This window comes from Polaribacter sp., assembly GCF_049276715.1.
Lineage (GTDB): Bacteria > Bacteroidota > Bacteroidia > Flavobacteriales > Flavobacteriaceae > Polaribacter.
In genome coordinates this window covers 1-21,858 of record NZ_JBASWY010000008.1, presented here as the reverse complement: position 1 = coordinate 21,858, position 21,858 = coordinate 1, and the positions used below count along the sequence as shown (strand labels likewise).

Annotated in this window: 24 protein-coding genes; 7 read left to right on the top strand and 17 right to left on the bottom strand. The window is 29.2% G+C overall.

The window, feature by feature from the left end; all coding sequences use genetic code 11:
- From folD to WAO74_RS01675, 7 genes are all read right to left on the bottom strand, one after another.
- Window positions 1–885 (bottom strand): bifunctional methylenetetrahydrofolate dehydrogenase/methenyltetrahydrofolate cyclohydrolase FolD, encoded by an 885-nt coding sequence (folD, locus tag WAO74_RS01705; RefSeq protein ID WP_422159153.1) that lies wholly within the window; start codon window positions 883–885, stop codon window positions 1–3.
- 118 nt (window positions 886–1,003) lie between these two features.
- Complete coding sequence (gene ffh, locus WAO74_RS01700; RefSeq protein WP_422159151.1) at window positions 1,004–2,332, bottom strand: signal recognition particle protein; 1,329 nt, start codon at window positions 2,330–2,332, stop codon at window positions 1,004–1,006.
- A gap of 64 nt (window positions 2,333–2,396) precedes the next feature.
- A complete protein-coding gene (locus WAO74_RS01695; RefSeq protein WP_422159149.1) occupies window positions 2,397–2,840 on the bottom strand; it encodes a hypothetical protein in 444 nt (147 codons plus the stop codon).
- Window positions 2,833–3,360, bottom strand: coding sequence for a DinB family protein (locus tag WAO74_RS01690; RefSeq protein ID WP_422159147.1), 528 nt, complete (start codon window positions 3,358–3,360; stop codon window positions 2,833–2,835). The genes WAO74_RS01695 and WAO74_RS01690 overlap by 8 nt, the downstream gene beginning before the upstream one ends.
- A gap of 45 nt (window positions 3,361–3,405) precedes the next feature.
- Complete coding sequence (locus tag WAO74_RS01685) at window positions 3,406–4,902, bottom strand: YfcC family protein (protein ID WP_422159146.1); 1,497 nt, start codon at window positions 4,900–4,902, stop codon at window positions 3,406–3,408.
- Window positions 4,903–4,945: 43 nt separating this feature from the next.
- On the bottom strand, window positions 4,946–5,425 hold the full coding sequence (msrB, locus tag WAO74_RS01680; RefSeq protein WP_422159145.1) for a peptide-methionine (R)-S-oxide reductase MsrB: 480 nt from the start codon (window positions 5,423–5,425) through the stop codon (window positions 4,946–4,948).
- Window positions 5,422–6,297: an alpha/beta hydrolase family protein gene (locus WAO74_RS01675; protein WP_422159144.1), complete on the bottom strand. Its 876-nt coding sequence runs from the start codon at window positions 6,295–6,297 to the stop codon at window positions 5,422–5,424. The genes msrB and WAO74_RS01675 overlap by 4 nt, the downstream gene beginning before the upstream one ends.
- 93 nt (window positions 6,298–6,390) lie before the next feature.
- Between WAO74_RS01675 and WAO74_RS01670 the strand changes: the two genes are divergently transcribed.
- Window positions 6,391–7,209 (top strand): M48 family metallopeptidase, encoded by an 819-nt coding sequence (locus tag WAO74_RS01670; protein WP_422159143.1) that lies wholly within the window; start codon window positions 6,391–6,393, stop codon window positions 7,207–7,209.
- Between the two features lie 141 nt (window positions 7,210–7,350).
- Window positions 7,351–8,646, top strand: a complete 1,296-nt coding sequence (locus tag WAO74_RS01665) for an MFS transporter (RefSeq protein WP_422159141.1) — start codon at window positions 7,351–7,353, stop codon at window positions 8,644–8,646.
- Window position 8,647: 1 nt separating this feature from the next.
- On the opposite strand, the gene WAO74_RS01660 is transcribed toward WAO74_RS01665, so the two are convergent.
- The 8 genes from WAO74_RS01660 to WAO74_RS01625 all read right to left on the bottom strand — a co-directional run bounded on the left by WAO74_RS01660 (window position 8,648) and on the right by WAO74_RS01625 (window position 16,008).
- The gene (locus tag WAO74_RS01660) at window positions 8,648–9,382 is read right to left on the bottom strand and encodes a hypothetical protein (protein ID WP_422159140.1); all 735 of its coding nucleotides are present in this window, start codon (window positions 9,380–9,382) and stop codon (window positions 8,648–8,650) included.
- Window positions 9,383–9,496: 114 nt separating this feature from the next.
- On the bottom strand, window positions 9,497–10,042 hold the full coding sequence (locus WAO74_RS01655) for a type 1 periplasmic binding fold superfamily protein (RefSeq protein ID WP_422159138.1): 546 nt from the start codon (window positions 10,040–10,042) through the stop codon (window positions 9,497–9,499).
- Between the two features lie 27 nt (window positions 10,043–10,069).
- Complete coding sequence (locus tag WAO74_RS01650) at window positions 10,070–12,475, bottom strand: TonB-dependent receptor (RefSeq protein WP_422159136.1); 2,406 nt, start codon at window positions 12,473–12,475, stop codon at window positions 10,070–10,072.
- Window positions 12,476–12,504: 29 nt separating this feature from the next.
- A complete protein-coding gene (locus tag WAO74_RS01645; RefSeq protein ID WP_422159134.1) occupies window positions 12,505–12,792 on the bottom strand; it encodes a hypothetical protein in 288 nt (95 codons plus the stop codon).
- A gap of 37 nt (window positions 12,793–12,829) precedes the next feature.
- A complete protein-coding gene (locus tag WAO74_RS01640) occupies window positions 12,830–13,597 on the bottom strand; it encodes a TerC family protein (protein WP_422159132.1) in 768 nt (255 codons plus the stop codon).
- 1 nt (window position 13,598) lies between these two features.
- Complete coding sequence (locus WAO74_RS01635) at window positions 13,599–14,033, bottom strand: hypothetical protein (RefSeq protein ID WP_422159130.1); 435 nt, start codon at window positions 14,031–14,033, stop codon at window positions 13,599–13,601.
- A gap of 1 nt (window position 14,034) precedes the next feature.
- Window positions 14,035–15,378 carry an adenylosuccinate lyase gene (gene purB, locus WAO74_RS01630; protein ID WP_422159128.1) on the bottom strand — a complete coding sequence of 448 codons (1,344 nt, stop codon included), beginning with the start codon at window positions 15,376–15,378 and terminating at the stop codon, window positions 14,035–14,037.
- A 42-nt stretch (window positions 15,379–15,420) separates the two neighbouring features.
- Window positions 15,421–16,008, bottom strand: coding sequence for an adenylosuccinate lyase (locus tag WAO74_RS01625; protein ID WP_422159127.1), 588 nt, complete (start codon window positions 16,006–16,008; stop codon window positions 15,421–15,423).
- 39 nt (window positions 16,009–16,047) lie between these two features.
- Between WAO74_RS01625 and WAO74_RS01620 the strand changes: the two genes are divergently transcribed.
- From WAO74_RS01620 to WAO74_RS01600, 5 genes are all read left to right on the top strand, one after another.
- Complete coding sequence (locus WAO74_RS01620) at window positions 16,048–16,758, top strand: toxin-antitoxin system YwqK family antitoxin (RefSeq protein ID WP_422159125.1); 711 nt, start codon at window positions 16,048–16,050, stop codon at window positions 16,756–16,758.
- Complete coding sequence (locus WAO74_RS01615; RefSeq protein WP_422159123.1) at window positions 16,748–17,479, top strand: hypothetical protein; 732 nt, start codon at window positions 16,748–16,750, stop codon at window positions 17,477–17,479. Before WAO74_RS01620 ends, WAO74_RS01615 begins: the two co-directional genes overlap by 11 nt.
- Window positions 17,480–17,547: 68 nt before the next feature.
- Window positions 17,548–18,735 (top strand): tRNA 2-thiouridine(34) synthase MnmA, encoded by a 1,188-nt coding sequence (mnmA, locus tag WAO74_RS01610; protein ID WP_422159121.1) that lies wholly within the window; start codon window positions 17,548–17,550, stop codon window positions 18,733–18,735.
- 88 nt (window positions 18,736–18,823) lie between these two features.
- On the top strand, window positions 18,824–19,765 hold the full coding sequence (locus WAO74_RS01605; RefSeq protein WP_422159120.1) for an NAD(P)H-dependent flavin oxidoreductase: 942 nt from the start codon (window positions 18,824–18,826) through the stop codon (window positions 19,763–19,765).
- Window positions 19,766–19,881: 116 nt separating this feature from the next.
- A complete protein-coding gene (locus tag WAO74_RS01600; protein ID WP_091892668.1) occupies window positions 19,882–20,073 on the top strand; it encodes a cold-shock protein in 192 nt (63 codons plus the stop codon).
- 88 nt (window positions 20,074–20,161) lie between these two features.
- Here WAO74_RS01600 and ttcA read toward each other — a convergent pair whose 3' ends face one another.
- Both ttcA and WAO74_RS01590 read right to left on the bottom strand, forming a co-directional pair.
- Window positions 20,162–20,959 carry a tRNA 2-thiocytidine(32) synthetase TtcA gene (ttcA, locus tag WAO74_RS01595; RefSeq protein ID WP_422159118.1) on the bottom strand — a complete coding sequence of 266 codons (798 nt, stop codon included), beginning with the start codon at window positions 20,957–20,959 and terminating at the stop codon, window positions 20,162–20,164.
- Between the two features lie 56 nt (window positions 20,960–21,015).
- Window positions 21,016–21,663 carry a hypothetical protein gene (locus WAO74_RS01590; RefSeq protein WP_422159117.1) on the bottom strand — a complete coding sequence of 216 codons (648 nt, stop codon included), beginning with the start codon at window positions 21,661–21,663 and terminating at the stop codon, window positions 21,016–21,018.
- Window positions 21,664–21,858: the final 195 nt, after the last annotated feature.

Here is a 21,858-nt window from a genome sequence, read left to right as displayed (position 1 = left end):
TTATTTTTCGATGTTCTTCCTTTTGCATGCTAGCAGTGTATTTTTTAACAGCATTGCTATGGTCATTGGTCCAACTCCACCAGGAACAGGAGTAATAAATTCAGATTTTTCTGCAACTTCATCAAAAGCAACATCACCAATTAATCTAAAACCACTTCTTTTGCTAGAATCTGCAATTCTGGTAATACCAACATCAATTACGGTAACATTATCTTTAACCATATCTGCTTTCAAAAACTCTGGAATACCAATAGCAGCAATAATAATATCTGCTTGTAAAGTAATCTCTTTTAGGTTTTTTGTTCTGCTATGACATATGGTTACTGTAGCGTTTCCAACTTTTCTTTTTTGTGATAAAAGAATACTCATTGGACTGCCAACAATATGGCTTCTACCAAGAACTACAACATGTTTACCAGAAGTTTCTACATTATATCTATCTAACAATTCTAAAATTCCAAAAGGAGTTGCAGAGATAAAAGTTGGTAAATTTAAAGCCATTTTACCCACATTTGTTGGGTGAAAACCATCAACATCTTTATCTGGATCAACAGCCATGATTACTTTTTGTTCATCTATATGATCTGGTAAAGGTAATTGCACAATAAAACCATCAATATCTTTATCAATATTTAAAATGGCGATTTCATTTAGTAAATCTTCTTCAGAAATTTTATCAGAAAGTCTAATTAAGGTAGATTCAAAACCTACTCTTTCACAAGCTTTTACTTTTGCATTTACATACGTAATACTTGCTCCATTGTCACCAACAATAATGGCAGCTAAATGTGGTGTTTTATGACCTTTATTTTTAAGATCAATTACCTCAAAAGCTATTTCTTCTTTGATGTCTGCTGCTGTTTTTTTTCCGTCTAAAAGTGTCATTGGTTAATTAAGTTTCAAGGTTTCAAGGTTTCAAGGTTCTAAGATGAGATTTCTCAATCGCTTTAAAAGCTCATTTCGAAATAATAAATGTTAAAATATTTTAATTTTGCATACAGCCTTATTTCATTCCCTTCATCATTTGCATCATTTTTTTACTTCCTCCACCTTGCATCATTTTCATCATTTTACTCATTTGATTGAACTGTTTCATCAACTGATTTACTTCTTGAATCGTTGTTCCAGATCCTTTTGCAATTCTCTTTTTTCTGCTAGAATCAATACTCGAAGGCTCGCTTCTTTCTGTTGGTGTCATCGAATGAATAATTGCTTCAATTCCTTTAAAAGCATCATCATCTATATCTACATCTTTCATTGCTTTTCCAGCTCCAGGAATCATACCTACCAAATCTTTCATGCTTCCCATTTTTTTGATTTGCTGAATTTGATTTAAAAAGTCATCAAAACCAAACTGATTTTTAGCAATTTTCTTCTGTAGTTTTCTGGCTTCTTCCTCATCATATTGATCTTGAGCACGTTCTACCAAAGAGATAACATCTCCCATTCCCAAAATCCTGTCAGCCATCCTGTCTGGATGAAAAACATCAATAGCATCCATTTTTTCGCCTGTACCAATAAATTTAATTGGTTTATTAACTACAGATTTTATAGATAATGCAGCACCACCTCTGGTGTCTCCATCTAATTTAGTAAGTACAACACCATCAAAATTTAGAATATCGTTAAAAGCTTTTGCTGTATTTACAGCATCTTGCCCAGTCATAGAATCTACTACAAATAGTGTTTCTTGCGGATTTACAGTTTTGTGGATATTAGAAATTTCTGCCATCATTTCTTTATCGACAGCCAAACGTCCTGCAGTATCAATAATTACAACATTTTTCCCATTTGCTTTTGCGTATTTTATAGCATTTTGAGAAATTTCTACAGGGTTTTTATTCTCAACCTCTGCATATACTTCAACTCCTATTTGTTCTCCAACAACTTGTAATTGATTAATTGCGGCTGGTCTGTAAACATCACAACCTACTAAAAGAACTTGTTTAGACTTTTTTGTTTTTAGATAATTAGCTAATTTTCCAGAAAAAGTGGTTTTACCAGAACCTTGTAAACCAGACATTAAAATTACGGTAGGCGAGCCTCCTAAATTAACACCTACTGTCTCACCACCCATTAATTTGGTTAGTTCGTCTTTAACCAATTTAACCATTAACTGCCCTGGATTTAGGGTAGTTAATACATTCTGGCCTAAAGCTTCAGTTTGTACTTTTTTGGTAAAATCTTTTGCAATTTTAAAGTTAACATCGGCATCTAAAAGTGCTCTTCTAACTTCTTTTAAAGTTTCTGCAACATTTATTTCTGTAATTTGCCCATGACCTTTTAAGGTATGCAAGGCTTTATCTAATTTATCGCTTAAATTATTAAACATAATTTGTATTTTTTTAAAAACACAAATATAAATATAACAGTTCGCTTATAAAAAATTAAAAAGACTATTCTTGCTTTAAAAGTAAGCTCGTAAAGAAGTTTATGAAATGGATGAAAATTGATAATAGAAATACCAAAATTGATATGACAATGACCATTTGAGAATTGTCATTTGCAATGATTAAATTCTCTGATGAATTATCTCCAATCCAATTCCAATTTTCGTTAGTTAATAGAAATAGTAAAGCAATGATTTGTAAAATTATATGGGTTATGGTTAATGCTGGTTTAGGCAATTTTTCAGTCCAATGCAAGGAAAAATAATTGATACTAATTAATATAAAAAATACTCCAGAAACTAAAGAAAGATTTGCAAATGAAATAGGAAAGGATAATCCAAATACATTTATATCGAATGCATTTTCATTTACAAAAAACGAAAATAAAAAGGCGATTATTGATAACCCAAAGAAAAATAAATGAGGTTTTAAAATAACTTTTTTAAGCATAAAACTTTTTCAAAGTATTTGTATGATGTTCTGTATGATGCGCTGTCCACATAATAATTTCTCTCACTGTCATTTTACCCATTAAAGGATGAGGAATTACTAAAGTATCTAAATTTTTCTCGCTAATTTTTTTTGTCTTGTATTGTAGTTTTTTTTGTTGAATTAAAAACCTTGTCAACAAACGATCTCTTTCCTTTAAAGTAGGTTTTTTTAAATTTTGATTAAATGTTCTTGCTCTATCTTGATTTTCAATCAACTTTTGTTGATAGTTTTTTGCAACAGTTTCATAATCTCTTGGAGCTCTGTTACAAACTCCGAATTTATATTTTAAAAAAAAACGAGGGTAACTTAAAGCATTATTTAATAGTTGTAAACTATTTACTAAATGCATAATATGTTGGCTTGTAGACCATTTATTTTCAGGTCCTTTTTCCCAATTTTCTATAGGTTGTTTATGTAACCAATCGAAAAGTTCTAAATGTTTTGCTTCTAATAAATCTGCTATATCAACTTTGTCCATAAAAATAAAATTATAGGTTTAAATGTAAGAAAATTTATATTTAAATTAAAAGTAAACTGTAATTGTTAAGAAAATCATGGATAATAATGTTAAGATTAAAATCAAAGGAATTACAAATTTTAACCATTTGTTATAACCAACTTTTATCATTGCTAATGCTGCTAAAATTAATCCTGTAGGATTAATGAAATTAAATAGCCCATTTCCAAACAAATAAGCATTTACAATATGTTCTCTACCCAAAGAGACAGTATCTGCAAGTGGAGAGAGAATTGGCATTGTTAAAACTGCCATTCCAGATGATGATGGTATAAAAAATGTTAAACCACTATAAATAAAAAGCATTACGTTTATAAATATTCCTTTAGGCATTCCTTCTGTAAATGAACTGGCATAAAATAACAAAGTATCGCTTATTAAACCATTTTCCATAAGTACAGTAACACCTCTTGCAAGCCCAATAATAAAAGCTACACCCAATAAATCACTTGCCCCTTTCATAAAAGTATTTACAAAAACGGTTTCATTAATCCTGCATAAAAAACCAATTACAAGCGCGCCTACAAAGAAAACTCCAGTCATTTCTAAAAACCACCAATCTAAATTACTTACACCATAAACCATTACAATAAAACAAAGTGTAAAAATTATTAGAACCAATTTTAAACGTAGGTTAAAATCGATTTCTTTTGATGATTTTTGAAAAGCAAACATTTTTTCAATTGCTTCTTTTTGATCAAAAATAATTGATTTTGAAGCGTCATTTTTTACTTTTCGAGCATATCTTAATATATATAATATACAAGCCAAAAGTCCAATAAAGAAAAAGATTACTCTACTTAAGAAACCAGTAGTCCAATTAATTCCAGCAGCGTTAGAGGCTATAATTGTACTAAAAGGATTTATAGTAGATATCATACAACCCAATTGGCTACCAATAAAAATACACGCTAAAACAACAATTGCATCATATTTAGCAGCTAAAAAAATAGGAATTAAAATAGGGTAGAAGGCTATGGTTTCTTCTGCCAAGCCAAATGTAGTTCCACCTAAGGCAATTAAAGAAGTAACAGCTATAATTAAAATATATTCTTTGCCTTTTAAAACTGCTGAAAGTCTATTTATTCCAGCTTCGAAAGCACCAGTAAAATTTACAATAGCAACCAAGCCACCAATAAATAAAACTAAAATAATAATATCTGCGACAGCAATAATTCCTTTTAAGGGTGCTTGTATGAATTCTACAAAACCTTGTGGTCTAGATTCTAATTCTTTGTAGGTTCCAGGAATACTAATTGGTTTGTAAATTGCACCAGAAGTAAATTTTTCTAATGGAATTTTCACTCCTAAATCATTTAAAGTTTTTTGTGATGCTTCTAAAGTTTCAGTTAATTCTGATGAAGTTTTTACAAAGGTATTTTCATCAGCATTATAGCTTAACCTATCATATTGTCCTGATGGAATAAACCAAGTTAAAAGAGCAACAAATGCAGCAATGATTAATAAAACTGTTTGCGCGCTTGGAAATTTTATTTTTTTCATCTTTAAAAACAAATAAATTGATTTTAAAGATACTATTTAAATTTTATTTTTTTGCAATAAACTCTAAGGCAACTCCATTAATACAATGACGTTTTCCTGTGGTATCTTTAGGTCCATCATCAAAAGAATGCCCTAAATGGCCCCCACAAGTATTGCATTTTAATTCCGTTCTTGCATACCCAATTTTGTAATCTACATCTAATTCCACATTTTCGTCTATAGCTCTATCAAATGAAGGCCAACCTGTGCCAGAATCGAACTTGTGTTCAGATTTGTATAAAGGTGTTTTACAGGCTGCACAAACAAAAGTACCTTTTTCGTAATTTTTGTTTAACGGACTTGTAAAAGGTCTTTCTGTACCAGCTTCTATTAAAACATAAAATGCAGATGGAGAAAGTAATTTTTTCCATTCAGACTCGGTTTTTTCTACTTTATAGGTTTTCTTTTCTTTGGATGAATTTTGAGCATTGCCAACACAACTTATCATTAAAACTAAAACGAATAAACTTGCTATTTTTTTCATGTATTTTCTTTTATAAAATCGACTATTTTGTTTGTAATATTTTTATCACGAAGAATTTTGGTGTGCCCCAAACCATGAGTGATAAAAAGTTTTCCTTTCTTTAAGCTTTGACGAATATTTATAGCACAACTTACATTTACATCACCATCCAATACATCATGAATTACTAAAACTGGAACTTTAACATTTTCAGCAGCTTTATGAGTGGCATATTCATCGATTTTCATCATCCATTTTTTTTCCAAAAACTGAATTAATTTAAATCCAAATTTATCATTTAAACCTAAATTATTTGCAAAATTTAATAAAATATTTGAAACTTTATCACCAGAACCGACAGTAACTAAAGATTTAAAGATTGGTTTTTGAGATTGAATATTCATAATAGCCATAGACCCAAAAGAATGACCTATAGCTGCATCAAAGGGCCCTAAGTTTTGATTGATAAAATCAATCGCTTCTATATATTCTTTTAAATTAGTTGTTTTTCCAGTCGATTTTCCATGAGAAGGAGCATCAAAAGAAATTACCATAAATCCTTTTTCTAAAAGCCTATTTGCAATCATAAAAAGTTGAGTACTTCTTCCTGCCCAACCATGTGTGAACAATACTTTTTTATCAGAAAAACCGTAAGATAAAATATGTATGTCTTTTTTTAGGGTTGGAATATGCAATGTTTTCTTTTGCGATGAATTTTCCATCGCTAATTCTCTATTAGGAGTTTTAAATTTAATAGGAGTAGTAAATAATTTTGCAGCAATAATAATTGTAACTCTAGAAGATATTAAATAAATAAATTGAAATCCAATTTTAACAAATTTGGGTATTTGTAAACTAGAAGGAAGTTTTTCTTTGTCGAAGAAAGCATGCATAATATCTACAATAATTGCTTTAAGAACTAATTATGCACAAATATTAGTTATTTAATTAATAAATTGCACTCAAATTATCAAAAAATACAAAAAATGAAAAAAATAGTAATTTTAGTACTTACAGTGTTTTTATTTGTTGAATGCAGTACTGTGCCAATAACAGGAAGAAGTCGTGTAAATTTTGTAAATGACGCCCAAGTTTTACCTGCAAGCTTTGCACAATATAGTAGTTTTTTAGAAGAAAATAAATTATCTACCAATAGAGAAATGACCAACCAAATTAAAAATGTTGGAAAAAATATTTCTGCTGCTGTAGATCGTTTTATGAGAGCTAATAATATGGTTGAAGAGGCAAATTCTTATAAATGGGAATTTAATTTAATAGAAGACAAAACTGTAAATGCTTGGTGCATGCCAGGTGGGAAAGTAGTTTTTTATACAGGTATTATGCCAATTTGTGCAAATGAAAATGGTGTTGCAGCAGTAATGGGCCATGAGGTTGCACATGCTTTTGCAAAACATGGTCAAGAAAGAATGTCTCAAGGACAATTACAACAATTAGGTGGTTTAGCAGTTGCATTAGGGACTTCTAATAAAGATCCAAAAACGCAACAAATTTGGAATACAGCATTTGGTGTTGGTTCTGGTTTAGGTATGTTAAAATTCAGTAGAGTACATGAGCAAGAAGCAGACAGGCTAGGTTTGGTTTTTATGATTATGGCAGGTTATGATGGAAATGAAGCTGCAGAAGTTTGGGTAAGAATGAGCGAAAGAGCTGGAAGTGGAGGCCAAGGACCAGAAATTTTAAGCACGCACCCAACCAACGAATCTAGAATTGCAGATTTAAGAGCTTATTTACCAACTGCGAAAAAATATGCAGAACAGTATAATGCGAATGGAGTTGTTAAATAAAGAGCAAAATAATTAGAATTCATATCTTACAGCCGTCCAAAACTATTTGGGCGGTTTTTTTTTGAAAATTATATTTTAAAAAATGCCATTTTTTTTTAGCGGTAATTAATACATAGATTATATTTACAGAAACACTTTTATATGCTTAAAATTGGAGATAAAAAATTAATAAATGGATGGGCTTTTTATGATTGGGCTAATTCTGTATACTCTTTAGTAATTAGTACAGCAGTTTTCCCTTTGTATTACAGTGCTGTTACAGATGGTAAAACTGTTTTTTTCTTAGGAATAGAATGGAGTCATCCTGATAGTTTGTATAGTTATGCTCTGTCTTTTTCGTTTTTAGTGGTTGCTTTTATTTCTCCTATTTTGTCTGGAATTGCAGATTACACAGGAAGTAAGAAAAAGTTTATGAAATTTTTCTGCACGTTAGGAGGACTGTCTGTAGCAAGTTTGTACTTCTTTGATGGCATAGACACTGTTTGGATAGGTATTATTTTTACCATTTTAGCAAGTATTGGTTTTTGGGCAAGTTTGGTTTTTTACAATGCTTATTTACCAGAAGTTGCACATCCAGAACAACAAGATAGAGCTAGTGCAAAAGGGTTTATTTATGGTTATTCAGGTTCTATAATTCTATTGATAATCAATTTAGTAATGATTCAAATGCCAGATTTATTTGGAATTACATCTGCAATGGCATCAAGAATTTCTTTTGTTTTAGTGGGTGCTTGGTGGATAGGTTTTGCGCAAATAACTTTTAAGCGATTGCCTAATGATATGTATAATAAAAAACCTAAAGAAGATTATATATGGAGAGGGTTTAAAGAACTGAAAGTTGTTGCAAAAGAGGTAATGAATTACCCAACTTTAAAGCGCTTTTTAATATCGTTTTTCTTATTAAGTATAGGTGTGCAAACCATTATTTTAATGGCTGCAATTTTTGGTTCTAGTGAACTAGGTTTGCCAACAATGAACTTAATTATAACTATTTTATTAGTACAAATAGTGGCTATTGCAGGTGCATTTGTGTTTTCGAGATTGTCAGAAAAATGGGGAAATATTAAGGCTTTAAAAGTTACTATTTGTATATGGATGTTGGTTTGTTTTGCAGCTTTTTTATTAGATAAAAATCAAGAAAATGTAGATTTTTACTTCTATGGTTTAGGAATTTTATTAGGTTTTGTTCAAGGTGCAATCCAATCTTTAACACGTTCTACCTATTCAAAATTACTTCCAGTAACCCAAGACCATGCAACGTATTTTAGTTTTTACGATGTTACAGAAAAAATAGCCATTGTTTTAGGAACCCTCGTTTACGGTTTATTATATGCAATTACAGATTCTATGCAATGGTCTGTATTATGTTTGGCCATTTTCTTTTTAGCTTCTTTTATTATTTTAAGCACTTTAAAGAAAACAAAATATGTACAGTAAATTATTTTAAGAATATTTTATTTAAATGATCTTTTTCTATTTGTAGAACAATAGATATTAAAATTTCTTGATCCTTTTTTACTAATTTATTTAAAACTTCTTCACCTTTAGAAATGGTTTCTAAAGCCAATTTTAAACCTTTGATTTCTTTTTGAGTAAATAACTTGGGTTTATTTTGCATTTTTAATATCAGAAAAGAAATAATTTCTTTAATTTTTTCTACCAATTCTTTATCATAAATAATGTTAAAAAAAACTTCTGTGTTTTTCATAAATTCTTCAATTTCAGTATAAGGCAGGTTTTTTATTAATGAATTTATTTTTGATTCTGTAAAAGGAGGTGCACTCTTGTTTTGAATTGCCTCATTTACCAAAGCATTTTCAAATTTTGTGGCTCCTCTAAAAGATTTCATTGCTTTTAAACCAGCACTAAATATTTTGGGCAAATGTCTTCCATGAGAAAAAATTAATTGAAAAGATTCTAAGACTAAATTTAATAGTTTTTCAGGTTGCTTTATAAAATTATCTAAAGTGCTAAAAGCGGTATTCAGTTCAGCTCTTTTGGCTACATCAGGATATACAAATTCTAAGAAATAATTTTTTAAATCATTAACGATAGTTTCATTAATAGTATCTGGAAAATTGTATTTTTTCTTTAAAATAGAATATTGATATCTATTTTCAATCAGATTTCTGTAACCTATAATTATTTCATTTAAAATGATTTCTTCAGGCATATATGTGGTTTGGAATCAAAATATTTTAAAGATATTAAGAATTAATGAATTGATAAAAATAAAAAAGCAGCTAAAAATTTCAGCTGCTTTTTGCCTCGTAAAAATAAATAATATTTATTGGATTGTAATGTTAAAAGTTACTTCAACATCAGTACTTCCTCCAGCACCTGCAGATGTCCCATTATTTGGCTTTGTAGGTTCGTGTTTTAAAATAATTGTAAAGGTTCCTGCACCTGCAGCACTAGTAGTTAAAGAAGTTGTTACTCCTAAAGGATTATTATTACTATCTGTATCAGTCTTAGTAATTGTTAAGCCAGCAACATTTGAAGTATAGAAAAATTCATGTTCATCTGCTTCTGCTTTCACTTCTTCAGTAATATCTTCTGCTGGTGATGTTGTTTCATTTAATAATTGTATACTACCTGAATAAGTTGTATTTGCTGAAAGGGTACCAGAAACAGTGTAAGTTCCAGCATTACCTCCTTCACCATCAGGATCGCTAAAAGTTAAAGTAACAATGTTATTACCATTGGTTAAAGTATATCTTACTGTTGTAATTAATTCTTCTTCACTTCCATGATTATGATCATCATCTTCAGAACAAGCTGTGAAGGTTAAGGTTGTAATAAATAATACTGATAATAATTTTATAGTTTTCATTGTGTTTTAAATTTTTATAATTTTTGTTTAATAATTTATTTTAATTTTTAGGTTATAGTTTCTTCCTAAATCATCACTAAAATATCTTAATCTGTTTAAATGCTCTCTGTAAGCAACATTGAACATGTTTTCTATGTTAAATTCTAATTGTAAATCTTCTTTACCAAATAAGTCAAAAATAGCTGATGTTTGCAACCCAAATAAAGAATAAGTAGGAGGTGTAGAGCTAATATTTACAAAAATATCTTGTTGTTGTGTGGCATTAAATGTAAAAAAGTTGTAATCTGGAAATCTGTTTTGTTGTAATATGGTTTTATTCGTTACACTAATTGTTAGTTGATTTAAGTTTTCATTTACATAAGATAATCGATTACTAAAATTAGTGGCTGGCATATGAATTAAAGGAATATCATCTGTTAAGTTATCTCCTTGTAGCAAACTCAAACTTCCAGTATAATTCAGATTATTACTAATTTTTTTATTGATATCTATATCAACTCCAAAAATTTGTGCATTAATTTGATTGTATTCCCAAACAGGAAAAGCACCTCGAATTGTAGTGGTAATTCCAGTTGGTATCAATTGAATAAACCCATTGATGCGTTTGTAATAAGGACTAATTGAAAATCCGAAATCGCTGTTATTTTTTTCTAAAGACAATACAAATTTGTTTGCTATTTCTTTGCCCATTGTTAACAAACCTGTTTCAATTCTTGCTGCACTATGATGTAATCCATCACTAAATAATTCAGATGGATTAGGTACTCTTGATGCTAAACCATAATTTACTAATAATTGCAGGTCATTTTCGAATTTCTTAGACAATCCCAAACTTGCAGATATATTATTATATGTAAATCTTGGATTTGTAGGAATATCTGTCCCATCTACTGGACCACTTTCAAATTCTGGAAACAATTCATCATAATTATACGTTTCATTCCAATCTGTTATATTGTATTCCTTTCTAGCGTTTACATCTGTAAAATCATAACGAAATCCAGCACTTAACTCAGTAGTTTTATTCAAAGTATAATTTCCAACAACATATGCACCTACATCAAATTTCTCAAAATCTGGAATTAAAGGGCTTGAACCTGTGCCAGCAACAGCATTATTCTGTTGATAGCGAACTAGCAAACCTGTATTTATTTTTAAATCATCAAAATAATCAATTTGCAAGTTAGGTTGAAGACTTGTGGTAAATAATCTCAAATCAATAACTGGCGTGTTTTTTAAATCGCCTCTTCGTAAATCGAATTCTTTTCGTCTGTTGATTTGAAAATCGTATTGCAGCGTTAATTTCCCAAAACCTTTGTAGCGTTTATAGGCTTCAATTTTTGCTAAATGATGAACAATCGACTGTTTTGGAACATCAATAGTGTAAGAAAAATCTTCAATAATTCTTGGTTGCTGGCTGTTTATAGCATTCACCAAGTCATTCACATTTCCAATATGAGAAGATTTTAAAATTCCAAATTCGTTATTTACGTAGCTATAAAAGGCATCAAAACCTTTTTCAAAACTATTGTAACCAAACTGAACAGAACCATTTAGACTATTTATACCACTGTTGGTAAGGTTGTAATTGGGCGAATTAAAATCGCCAAATCGTCTATAGTTCATTTGAATTTTGGTATAATAGCCTGACTTATATGTTTTAACAATTTCAGAATTCACATTTCCTCCCAAACCATTAGAATTTAATGAAACTAAAGAACTACCAAACAAACTGTCTTTAACTGTGTATTTTTCTGGTTTTAATAAAATTAATCCTCCTATAGCATCACTTCCATATTGCAAAGTATTTGCACCTTTTATCACATCAATTCTACTGCTAGAATTTATATCAATATTTGGTGCATGTTCATCTCCCCATTCTTGGTCGAACATTCTTACATTGTTATTTATAATTAAAAGTCTGCTGCTGTGCAAACCATGAATCATTGGTTTTACAATAGAATTTCCAGTGTTTAAAGATGATACACCACTAATTGTGTTTAAAGCATCTCCCAAAGATTTATCACTGTATTGAGAAATCACATCTTTTTTAATCGATTTTTCTATACTTGTTTGAGCTTCTTTTGTATTGGTTTTTACAACCACTTCATTTAACTCTTCTAAATGATGTTCTAAAAATATTTCTTTGAATATGTTACGATCAAGGTCAATTGTAAGTTGTTTGGTTTCGCAAGAAATATGCTTAATTTCTAAAATGAGCTGACCTTTGCACAAATTTTTAATTTCAAATTTACCATCAAAATTTGAGGTAGTAAAAGTTTTTAAATTTAAGATGCCAATAGATGCACCAATGATTGGTGTTTTGTCATGAAAATCTATAACTTTACCTTTAAAAGTAAGATTGCAATCTTGTGAAAATGTGTTTGTAAAAATACAACACAATAGCACAAAAAATAAAAACAGTTTCTGCATTTTAGTTTTTTATATTCAAAAAAATAATTTTAGGCTTGAATATAAAAAAGAGGCGGTCCTCTCAAAGAAAAAGATAATTGATAATGATTTTTTAAGAAACTATATTGTAAACTATCATTTGTAATAATGATAGTATTTGTAGGCATTTCAACATTATTACTTACTAAAAAAGGAGCACTTTGCTTTATAAGATGTAAGTTACAATCAATGTCTTTTTGGTGAATATGATGCTCTATTTTAGAGGCACAAATAGCGTGTTCGTGATTTAAAAAATCGTGAATGGAATTAATGGCAACTGGTAATAAAAATATTACCATTAAAAAAATACCTATATGTTTTTTAAACGTTTTGATATTATTCGCGTTTTTTAATTCTTAAATTCAACATTTCCACACCTAATGAAAAAGCGATCGCAAAATACAAATATCCTTTAGGAATAACACCAACAGAATTGTTAAAAAATTCTGTATGAGATAAATGTGCACCTTCTGTAATTAACATAAACCCAATTAATATTAAAAAAGCCAAAGCTAGCATTTGAATTGTTGGGTTGTTATTTACAAAATCGCTAATAGGCTTTGCGAAAACCATCATAATTATAATAGAAATTATTACAGCAATTACCATAATTGTTAATGCACCATTTACACCATTTGTCATTCCAACAGCCGTTAAAATACTATCGAAAGAGAATACAATATCTATTAATATAATTTGTGTAATTACATTTTTTAATGATATAATTTTGGGCGTTTTTATTTTTTTTTCGTGCTCTTTAGAAGAAACTTTATGTCGAATTTCTTTTGTGCTTTTGTACAATAAAAACAAACCACCTAAAAATAAAATAATGCTTTGACCTGTAATTGAGGTTTTAAACCACCCAATATCTAGCGTAAAAAAAGGATTTTTTAAAGCAATTAGTAAAGTAATACTAAACAACAATAAAATTCTGGTAATCATTGCCATAGCCAATCCAATTAAAGTTGCTTTTCGAACTTGATTTTTTGGCAGTTTATTAGCAGTTATTGATATAAATATAATATTATCTATTCCTAAAACAATTTCTAGAAACGTTAATGTTACTAAAGAAACCCATGTTTCTAGGTGTAAAAAAATTTCCATTTTATTTTATTTTATAAATAGTACCTTTTTTTGCGTACTCAGAAAAGCCGATTTTTACGGTAAAATCGTAAGAATCTGCATGAATTTTATTAATTTGAATAAACATGGGTTCTTGTTGTAAATCGTTTTTTGGGTTGATATATTTTAACGTATAGAAAAAATTATTTTTCCATTTTATCGATAAAGTATCAATATGATTTCCATATTTACTAATCTGAAAACTGTCTTTTCTTATAATCGTTTCCTTTACAAAATCCTTACCTGCAGGAATTTCGAAAACACCTTCTTTAAATCTGTCTGAATTGTCTTTAAGTTCTGAATTACAGGAAGAAAGAAGAAAGAATAAAGGTAGAAGAACGAAGACCAAAGTCAATCTAAAGTTGCTAAACTTCCAACTTCTTGCTTCCAACTTACAACAATTTTTAGCTTTCTTCATTTTAAATCCCTGTATAATTACTTGGTGTAATCGCCTTTAATTCTTCTTTAATTTCTGATGAAATTTCTAACGTATCAATAAAATCGGCAATTGATTTTTGATTAATTTTAGCATTGGTTCTTGTTAATCCTTTTAAAGCTTCATAAGGGTTTGGATAGGCTTCACGTCTTAAAATTGTCTGGATAGCTTCTGCAACAACAGCCCAATTATTTTCTAAATCTTCCTCGAATTTCTGCTTGTTCAACAATAATTTATTCAATCCTTTTAAGGTAGATGTAAAACCAATAATGGTATGCCCAAAAGGAACACCAACATTTCGTAAAACTGTGCTATCAGTTAAATCACGTTGCAATCTAGAAATTGGTAATTTAGCAGAAAGGTGTTCGAAAATAGCGTTTGCAATTCCTAAATTTCCTTCAGAATTTTCAAAATCGATAGGATTTACTTTATGTGGCATTGCAGAACTACCCACTTCACCAGCTTTTATTTTTTGTTTAAAATAATCCATAGAAACATAGGTCCAGAAATCTCTGTCTAAATCTATCAGTATGTTATTGATGCGTTTTAAAGTATCGAACAAGGCAGCTAAATGATCATAATGTTCTATTTGCGTGGTTGGAAAAGAATGGTGTAAACCTAGTTTTTTTTGAACAAATTTTGTTCCAAATTTTTTCCATTTAATGTTTGGATAAGCAACTTTGTGTGCATTAAAATTACCTGTTGCACCACCAAATTTAGCAGCACTTGGTATATCATTTAATAAATTAAATTGCTCTTGCAAACGAACTACAAAAACATTAATTTCTTTACCTAATCTTGTTGGAGAAGCTGGCTGACCATGCGTTCTTGCCAACATAGAAATGTCTTTCCATTCAATAACCAAGGCTTTTAATTTTTCTAAAACTTCAAAATAATGAGGGACAAAAACTTCATTCATTGCTTCTTGAATAGACAAAGGAATTGCTGTGTTATTAATGTCTTGAGAAGTCAAACCAAAATGGATAAATTCTTTGTAACTAGTCAAGTTTAGCTTGTCGAATTTTTCTTTGATAAAATACTCAACTGCTTTTACATCATGATTGGTAATTTTCTCAATATCTTTTATTTTTTGAGCGTCTTCAGTAGTAAAATCAATATAAATTTTACGCAAATCTTCAAATAAATCCGGATTAAAATCGGTTAATTGTGGCAAAGGAATTTCGCATAAAGCAATAAAATATTCTATTTCTACACGAACTCTGTACTTTATTAGAGCCTCTTCAGAAAAATAATTTGCAAGTTTTGAGATTTTATTTCGATAACGCCCATCAATTGGAGAAATGGCATTTAATTGTGTCAGGTTCATTTTGTTCTGTTATTAAATGCAAAAATACGGATTTCAATAGAGTTATAAACGAGTTTTTTGATGTTTTTCTATCAATAAAAGAACATGTTTTCCACGAGCTTTGCAACCTTTGCTTTCGTGTATAATTTTGGTTTCTATAAGATGTTTTAATTCTGGATGAATCCAATCTTGCTCCAATCCAAATAGATATAAAGTGTTCATTGTGTAAGCCCTAACTGCAATTTTTTGAGGAGTAATTAACCAATCAAAACCAGCTTCTACAATGAGTTTGATATAATTTTCTGTAAGTGTTTTTTGAACATCATTTTCTGTTTTAGAGTAGTAAGCTGTTGCTAAATGTTCGCAAATTTTCGCACAAGGTCTAATTGAACTATCGAATTTTAAGGTTGATATTCTAGTAGAAAACTCATCTAAATGAGGTAAAATCCATTCTAAATGATGATGTGTACAAATCCATTCTAAAATCCAAGCTGCTTTTATGGATATTTTATCATCTACTTTAAAAGTTATTGCAACCAAATATTTAAATAAATTCTTATTTTCCAGCACAATATTTGCAACTCTTTGTCGGTTTTCTCTTTTAGCATTTTCTACTAATTGGAGCTGTTCTGTTAAAAATTCTATACTCATTTTAGAAGATTAATGTATATTTACTATAAAATCTTTGCCATGTTAAATATAAAAAGAGTTTGTTTTGTTTTATTGTTTTTTAGTTGTTTTTTTTCAGGTCTAGAATTTAATGCTCAGAAAATCAATCAATTTGATGCCAATAAAAAACGAACTGGTATTTGGAAAAAATATTATCCAAATGATAAAATTCGTTATGAAGGTGAATTTAAAAACGGAAAAGAAATAGGTGTTTTTAAATTTTACGATATTTCTGATTCAGGAAATCCGACAATTATCAAAACTTTTTCTGACAAAAATGACACTGTAGCTGTTTCTTTTTTTTCTTTAAAAGGAAAACTCCAAACAAAAGGTTTCTTTATAAATAAATTAAGAGTTGGTGAATGGAAATATTTTTTTCCTGATGGAAAAATAATGTCAGAAGAATTTTACAAAGAAGATAAATTAGAAGGTAAGTTAATCAATTACTATCCTAATGGAAAAGAAACTGAAATATCCATTTATAAAAATGGTTTAAAACATGGTGTTTCCCAAAAATATAGCAGTGATGGTATTTTAATTGAAGAAGTTACTTTTTCAAATGATAAACCAAATGGACTTGCCAAATACTTTGAATTGAATGGAAATTTAAAGGAATCTGGTACTTATAAAGATGGAAAAAGAGTAGGTAAGTGGGAGTATTATTTGGATGGAGAAGTGGCTGACAAAAAAGAAGTTGAAAAAAGTAAAGAGTATATAAAGAATGAGAAATAGAATATTTTTAATGGTTATAATTTTTGGAATTATAGCATCCTGTAAAAATGACATAAAACCAGAAGTTCAAAACCAAATTAGTGGTTTGTGGTTGGTTAAAAAAATAACAATAGGTAATACAGATTTATCTCCAAGTCCAAATTGGATTCACTTTTACAAAGATTCAACACAAGCTTCTGGAACTGGTTGGATGCAGCATTCTATTGGTTCTTGGTCATATCAAAATGAATCAGAAATGTTAACTGTAAAAAATGATAATGGTTTAAATGGATTTATGAATTTGGAAGACTCTTTTAAGGTTTTGATAAATGAAAACTCAATGACTTTACAAGGTAAAAAAGAAGAACAAGAACTAATAATTAGTTTAGAAAAAACAAATGCTTTACCAACTTTAGAAGCAAATAAATTATTTGGATTATGGAAATTTGATTCAATTTTAATTAACGGTAAAGAAGTATCAGATTCCTTAAATCCAACAAAAAACGCCATGCTTCATTTACGATTTGAAAACGGATACACACTTTACAATTATCCTTTAGGAGAAAAATATGGAATTTTTAAAGCACATTTAGGCAGACAGCAACTAGAAATGGTAAATTACAGCAATTCGCCAAAATTTAATTTTTATGATTTTAATATAGAAGGAGAAAAGTTATTATTGAAATCTAAAGATGAAAAGACAGAATTAACTCTGAACAGAATTCATCAATATCTTAAATGATTGCATCAATTCTTTCAATTTAAAAAATCATAATCAAAAGTGTAACTTTGCAACCTCAAAAATAAAAAATGAAACGAGTAGTTGTTGGTCTTTCTGGAGGTGTAGATTCTAGTGTTACAGCACATTTGTTAAAAGAACAGGGATATGACGTAATTGGCCTTTTTATGAAAAATTGGCACGATGATTCTGTAACAATTTCCAATGAATGTCCTTGGTTAGAAGACTCTAATGATGCTATGATTGTTGCAGAAAAACTTGAAATTCCTTTTCAAGTAGTAGATTTAAGCGAACAATACAAAGAACGTATTGTAGATTATATGTTTGATGAATATAGCAAAGGAAGAACGCCAAATCCAGATGTACTTTGTAATAGAGAAATTAAGTTTGATGTTTTTATGGATATTGCTTTAAAGCTTGGTGCAGATTATGTTGCAACTGGTCATTATTGCAGAAAAGGAGAGGGAATTATTGATGGTGAACCTGTATACAAATTATTAGCAGGTAAAGACAATAATAAAGATCAATCTTATTTTTTATGTCAATTATCACAAGAACAATTGGCAAAAGCATTATTTCCTATTGGTACATTGACAAAACCGGAAGTAAGAGAAATTGCTAAAAAAGCAGATTTAATAACTGCAGAAAAGAAAGATTCTCAGGGTTTATGTTTTATTGGTAAAGTGCGTTTGCCAGAATTTTTACAACAAAAATTACAACCGAAAGAAGGAGTTATTGTAAATATTCCTGCTGATTTTGAGCAGTATACAAAGTCAGTTCCAAAATTTGAAAGTAAGGAAGCTGAATTACAACATTTCTCAACCAAGTTTTCTTACCATAAAGAAGATGGAAAAGAAGTTGGAAAACATCAAGGAGCACATTATTTTACAAAAGGTCAAAGAAAAGGATTGAATGTTGGTGGCACAAAAGAAGCCTTGTATGTAATAGAAACAGATGTAAATGAAAATGTAATTTATACTGGAGAAGGTAAAAATCATCAAGGATTGTACAGAAATGTGTTGTTTGTCTCAAATGAAGAAATGCATTGGATTCGTGAAGATTTAAGTTTGAAAACTGGAGAAATTTTAAAAGTTGATGCTAGAATTCGATACAGACAACCATTGCAAAGTGCAACTCTGCATAAGGTTGAAAACGGTTTGTATGTAGAATTCGAAAGTAAGCAATCTGCAATTCAGGAAGGGCAATTTGTGGCTTGGTATAAAGATGAAGAACTATTAGGTTCTGGAGTAATTTCTTAAACTAGATTTTTTGATTTTAGATGTCTAGATTTGTTTTGTAATCATATTTTTTTATTTCTAATTATCCAATAATCCAAGAGTCAATTTTATGCAAAACAAAATCAAACAACTTTTTAATATCAAATATCCAATAATTCAAGGAGGAATGGTTTGGGTTTCTGGTTTCAAATTAGCTTCAGCAGTTTCTAATGCAGGTGGTTTAGGTTTAATTGGTGCAGGTTCTATGTATCCTGAAGTTTTAAGAGAACATATTCAAAAATGTAAAAAAGCAACAGACAAACCTTTTGGTGTAAATGTGCCTATGTTATATCCTGATATTGAAAAAATAATGGATATTATCATAGAAGAAGGAGTGAAAATTGTTTTTACTTCTGCAGGAAATCCTAAAACATGGACCTTATTTTTAAAAGAAAAAGGAATAACTGTAGTGCATGTTGTGAGTTCTGTTAAGTTCGCTTTAAAAGCTGAAGATGCAGGAGTTGATGCCGTTGTTTGTGAAGGATTTGAAGCTGGAGGACATAATGGACGTGAAGAAACCACAACTTTTACATTAATTCCTATGGTTAAAGAACAAGTGAAAATACCAGTAATCGCTGCAGGAGGAATTGGTTCTGGACGTGGAATGTTGGCAGCTATGGTTTTAGGTGCAGATGGTGTACAAATTGGAAGCAGATTTGCAGCAACTTTAGAATCTTCTGCTCACATCAATTTTAAAAATACCATTGTTGATGTAAAAGATGGTGATACCCATTTAACTTTAAAGGAATTAGCTCCTGTGCGTTTGGTAAAGAATAAGTTCTATGAACAAGTTCAAGCTTTGTATCAACAAAATCCATCTAAAGACGATTTGATAAAATTGTTGGGAAGAGCGAGAGCTAAAAAAGGAATTTTTGAAGGTGATTTAGAGAATGGAGAGCTAGAAATAGGACAAATTGCAGGAATTATTCACGATATTAAACCAGCTAAAGACGTTTTAGAAGAAATCGTAAACGAATTTAACGCTGTTAAAACCACTATTTATAAGCTTTAATACTATTTTTTAAAAGAAAATTGATCTTTTTTAACTTTGTATTGTAATTGGCACTATCTTTGCTCCTTTAATAAACGTTGTTAGGAATGAATTTAACAACACAATAAATTTTTATAATGAATAAAGGTACCGTAAAATTTTTCAATGAATCTAAAGGATTTGGATTTATCACAGAAGAAGGAAACAACAAAGAACATTTTGTACATGTGTCAGGATTAATTGACGAAATTCGTGAAAACGATGAAGTTGAATTCGACTTACAAGATGGAAGAAAAGGATTAAACGCAGTAAACGTAAGAGTATTATAATATATATTTTATTACACTAGTTAATTTTTATCGAAAAGCCTATCAAAATATTGATAGGCTTTTTTATGTTTTATAGATTTTATAATTATTAATTTTGAATTGCTTCTTCAGGAACTTTACTTTCTAAATTCTTAAAATCATATAAATTATGATCTAATAAGTGCGAGGGAAAAACATTTTGCAAAGCATTCATCATAATCGCATTTCTATTTGGGAATTCAGTTTCCCAATCAGCAATCATTTCTTTTACTTTTTTACGTTGTAAATTTTCTTGAGATCCACATAAATTACAAGGAATTATTGGAAAGTTTTTATAAGTAGAAAATAGCTCAATATCACTTTCGTTGCAAAAGGCGAGAGGTCTTAAAACGATTAAATCTCCAGCATCATTTTTAAATTTAGGAGGCATGGTTTCTAATTTTCCAGAAAAGAAAAAGTTTAGAAAAAAAGTTTCTAAAATATCATTTTTATGATGGCCTAAAGCAATTTTATTACAACCTAAATCTTTAGCAGCTTCATACAAAGTTCCTCTTCTTAAACGCGAACATAAACTGCATGTAGTTTTACCTTCTGGAGTTTTATCCATTACAACTTTATAGGTATTTTTTTCTATAATTTTGTAGTTAATTTCTAAATTCGATAAATAATTTGGCAAAACTTCTTCTGGAAATCCTGGTTGCTTTTGATCTAAATTAACAGCAATAATCTCAAATGAAATAGGGGCAACTTTCTGAAAATACAACAACATTTCTAGCATTGTGTAGCTGTCTTTTCCACCAGATAAACATACCATAATTTTATCACCTTCTACAATCATCTGAAATTGCTGAATGGCCTGTGCTACTGCTTTTTGTAGCTTTTTGGTAATTTGCTTTTCATTCTCCATAAGTGCAAAAATAGTAGTTTGTAAATGAAGTTTTAAAAAGAATTTATAATACTTTCTTATTTTTTTAAATGATGATTAATTCCTACAATTTCAAAAAATAGTTTCAATATTAAAAAAGGTGCTATTACAATTGCTGATAAAATATTAGAACTGTTGTTTTCATAAATGCTTTTAGGTAAAAACCCCCAAATCAACATTCCTAAGATGATAGAAATATGAAGAATTATAACACCATTTGATAAAAATACGTTTTTATAATTTTTCTCTAATTCATTATTATAATAAGACATTAATTCTCTGGCTAGAAATAGAGCAGTTGTAAGGTTGAATAATGTGTTTTTAAACATTAATACTTCAAAATTTATCATAATCAAATCAGTATTTTCCCAATCTAACATTAATCCAAAAAAGATGAAAATAAAAATAAAATAGACAAACAAAATGAATGATTTACTTTTTATAGTCTTTAAATAAACTTCAGGAAATGCTATTTTTTCTTTTTTAAATAGATAAAAACCGATTTTAATACTATTTCTTAGAAACTCATGAAACCAAAAAAGATAAATGATATAAAAAACGCTTATTTCTTTGTTAACTATTGAAAATGCTGTAAAAACTGTCATAAAAAACAGTGATAGATAATCTATTTTTAAAATGGATTGTAATTTCATTTTACTCAAAACTTTCTTGGTAAAAATGAGCATTTTTTAATTGATATCAAATAGGGCATTTGTCTTATTTGATTATCATTTGAAACACTTTATTAGGTAAGTTTTTGAGTTTATTTTTTATAAAAAGTAAAGCCCAAGAATTTTCTTGAGCTTTTTTTTTTTTAAATTTTAAAAAACTATTTAAGAATATGTTCTATGTTTATTTTATTATAATGTGGAATTATGTAT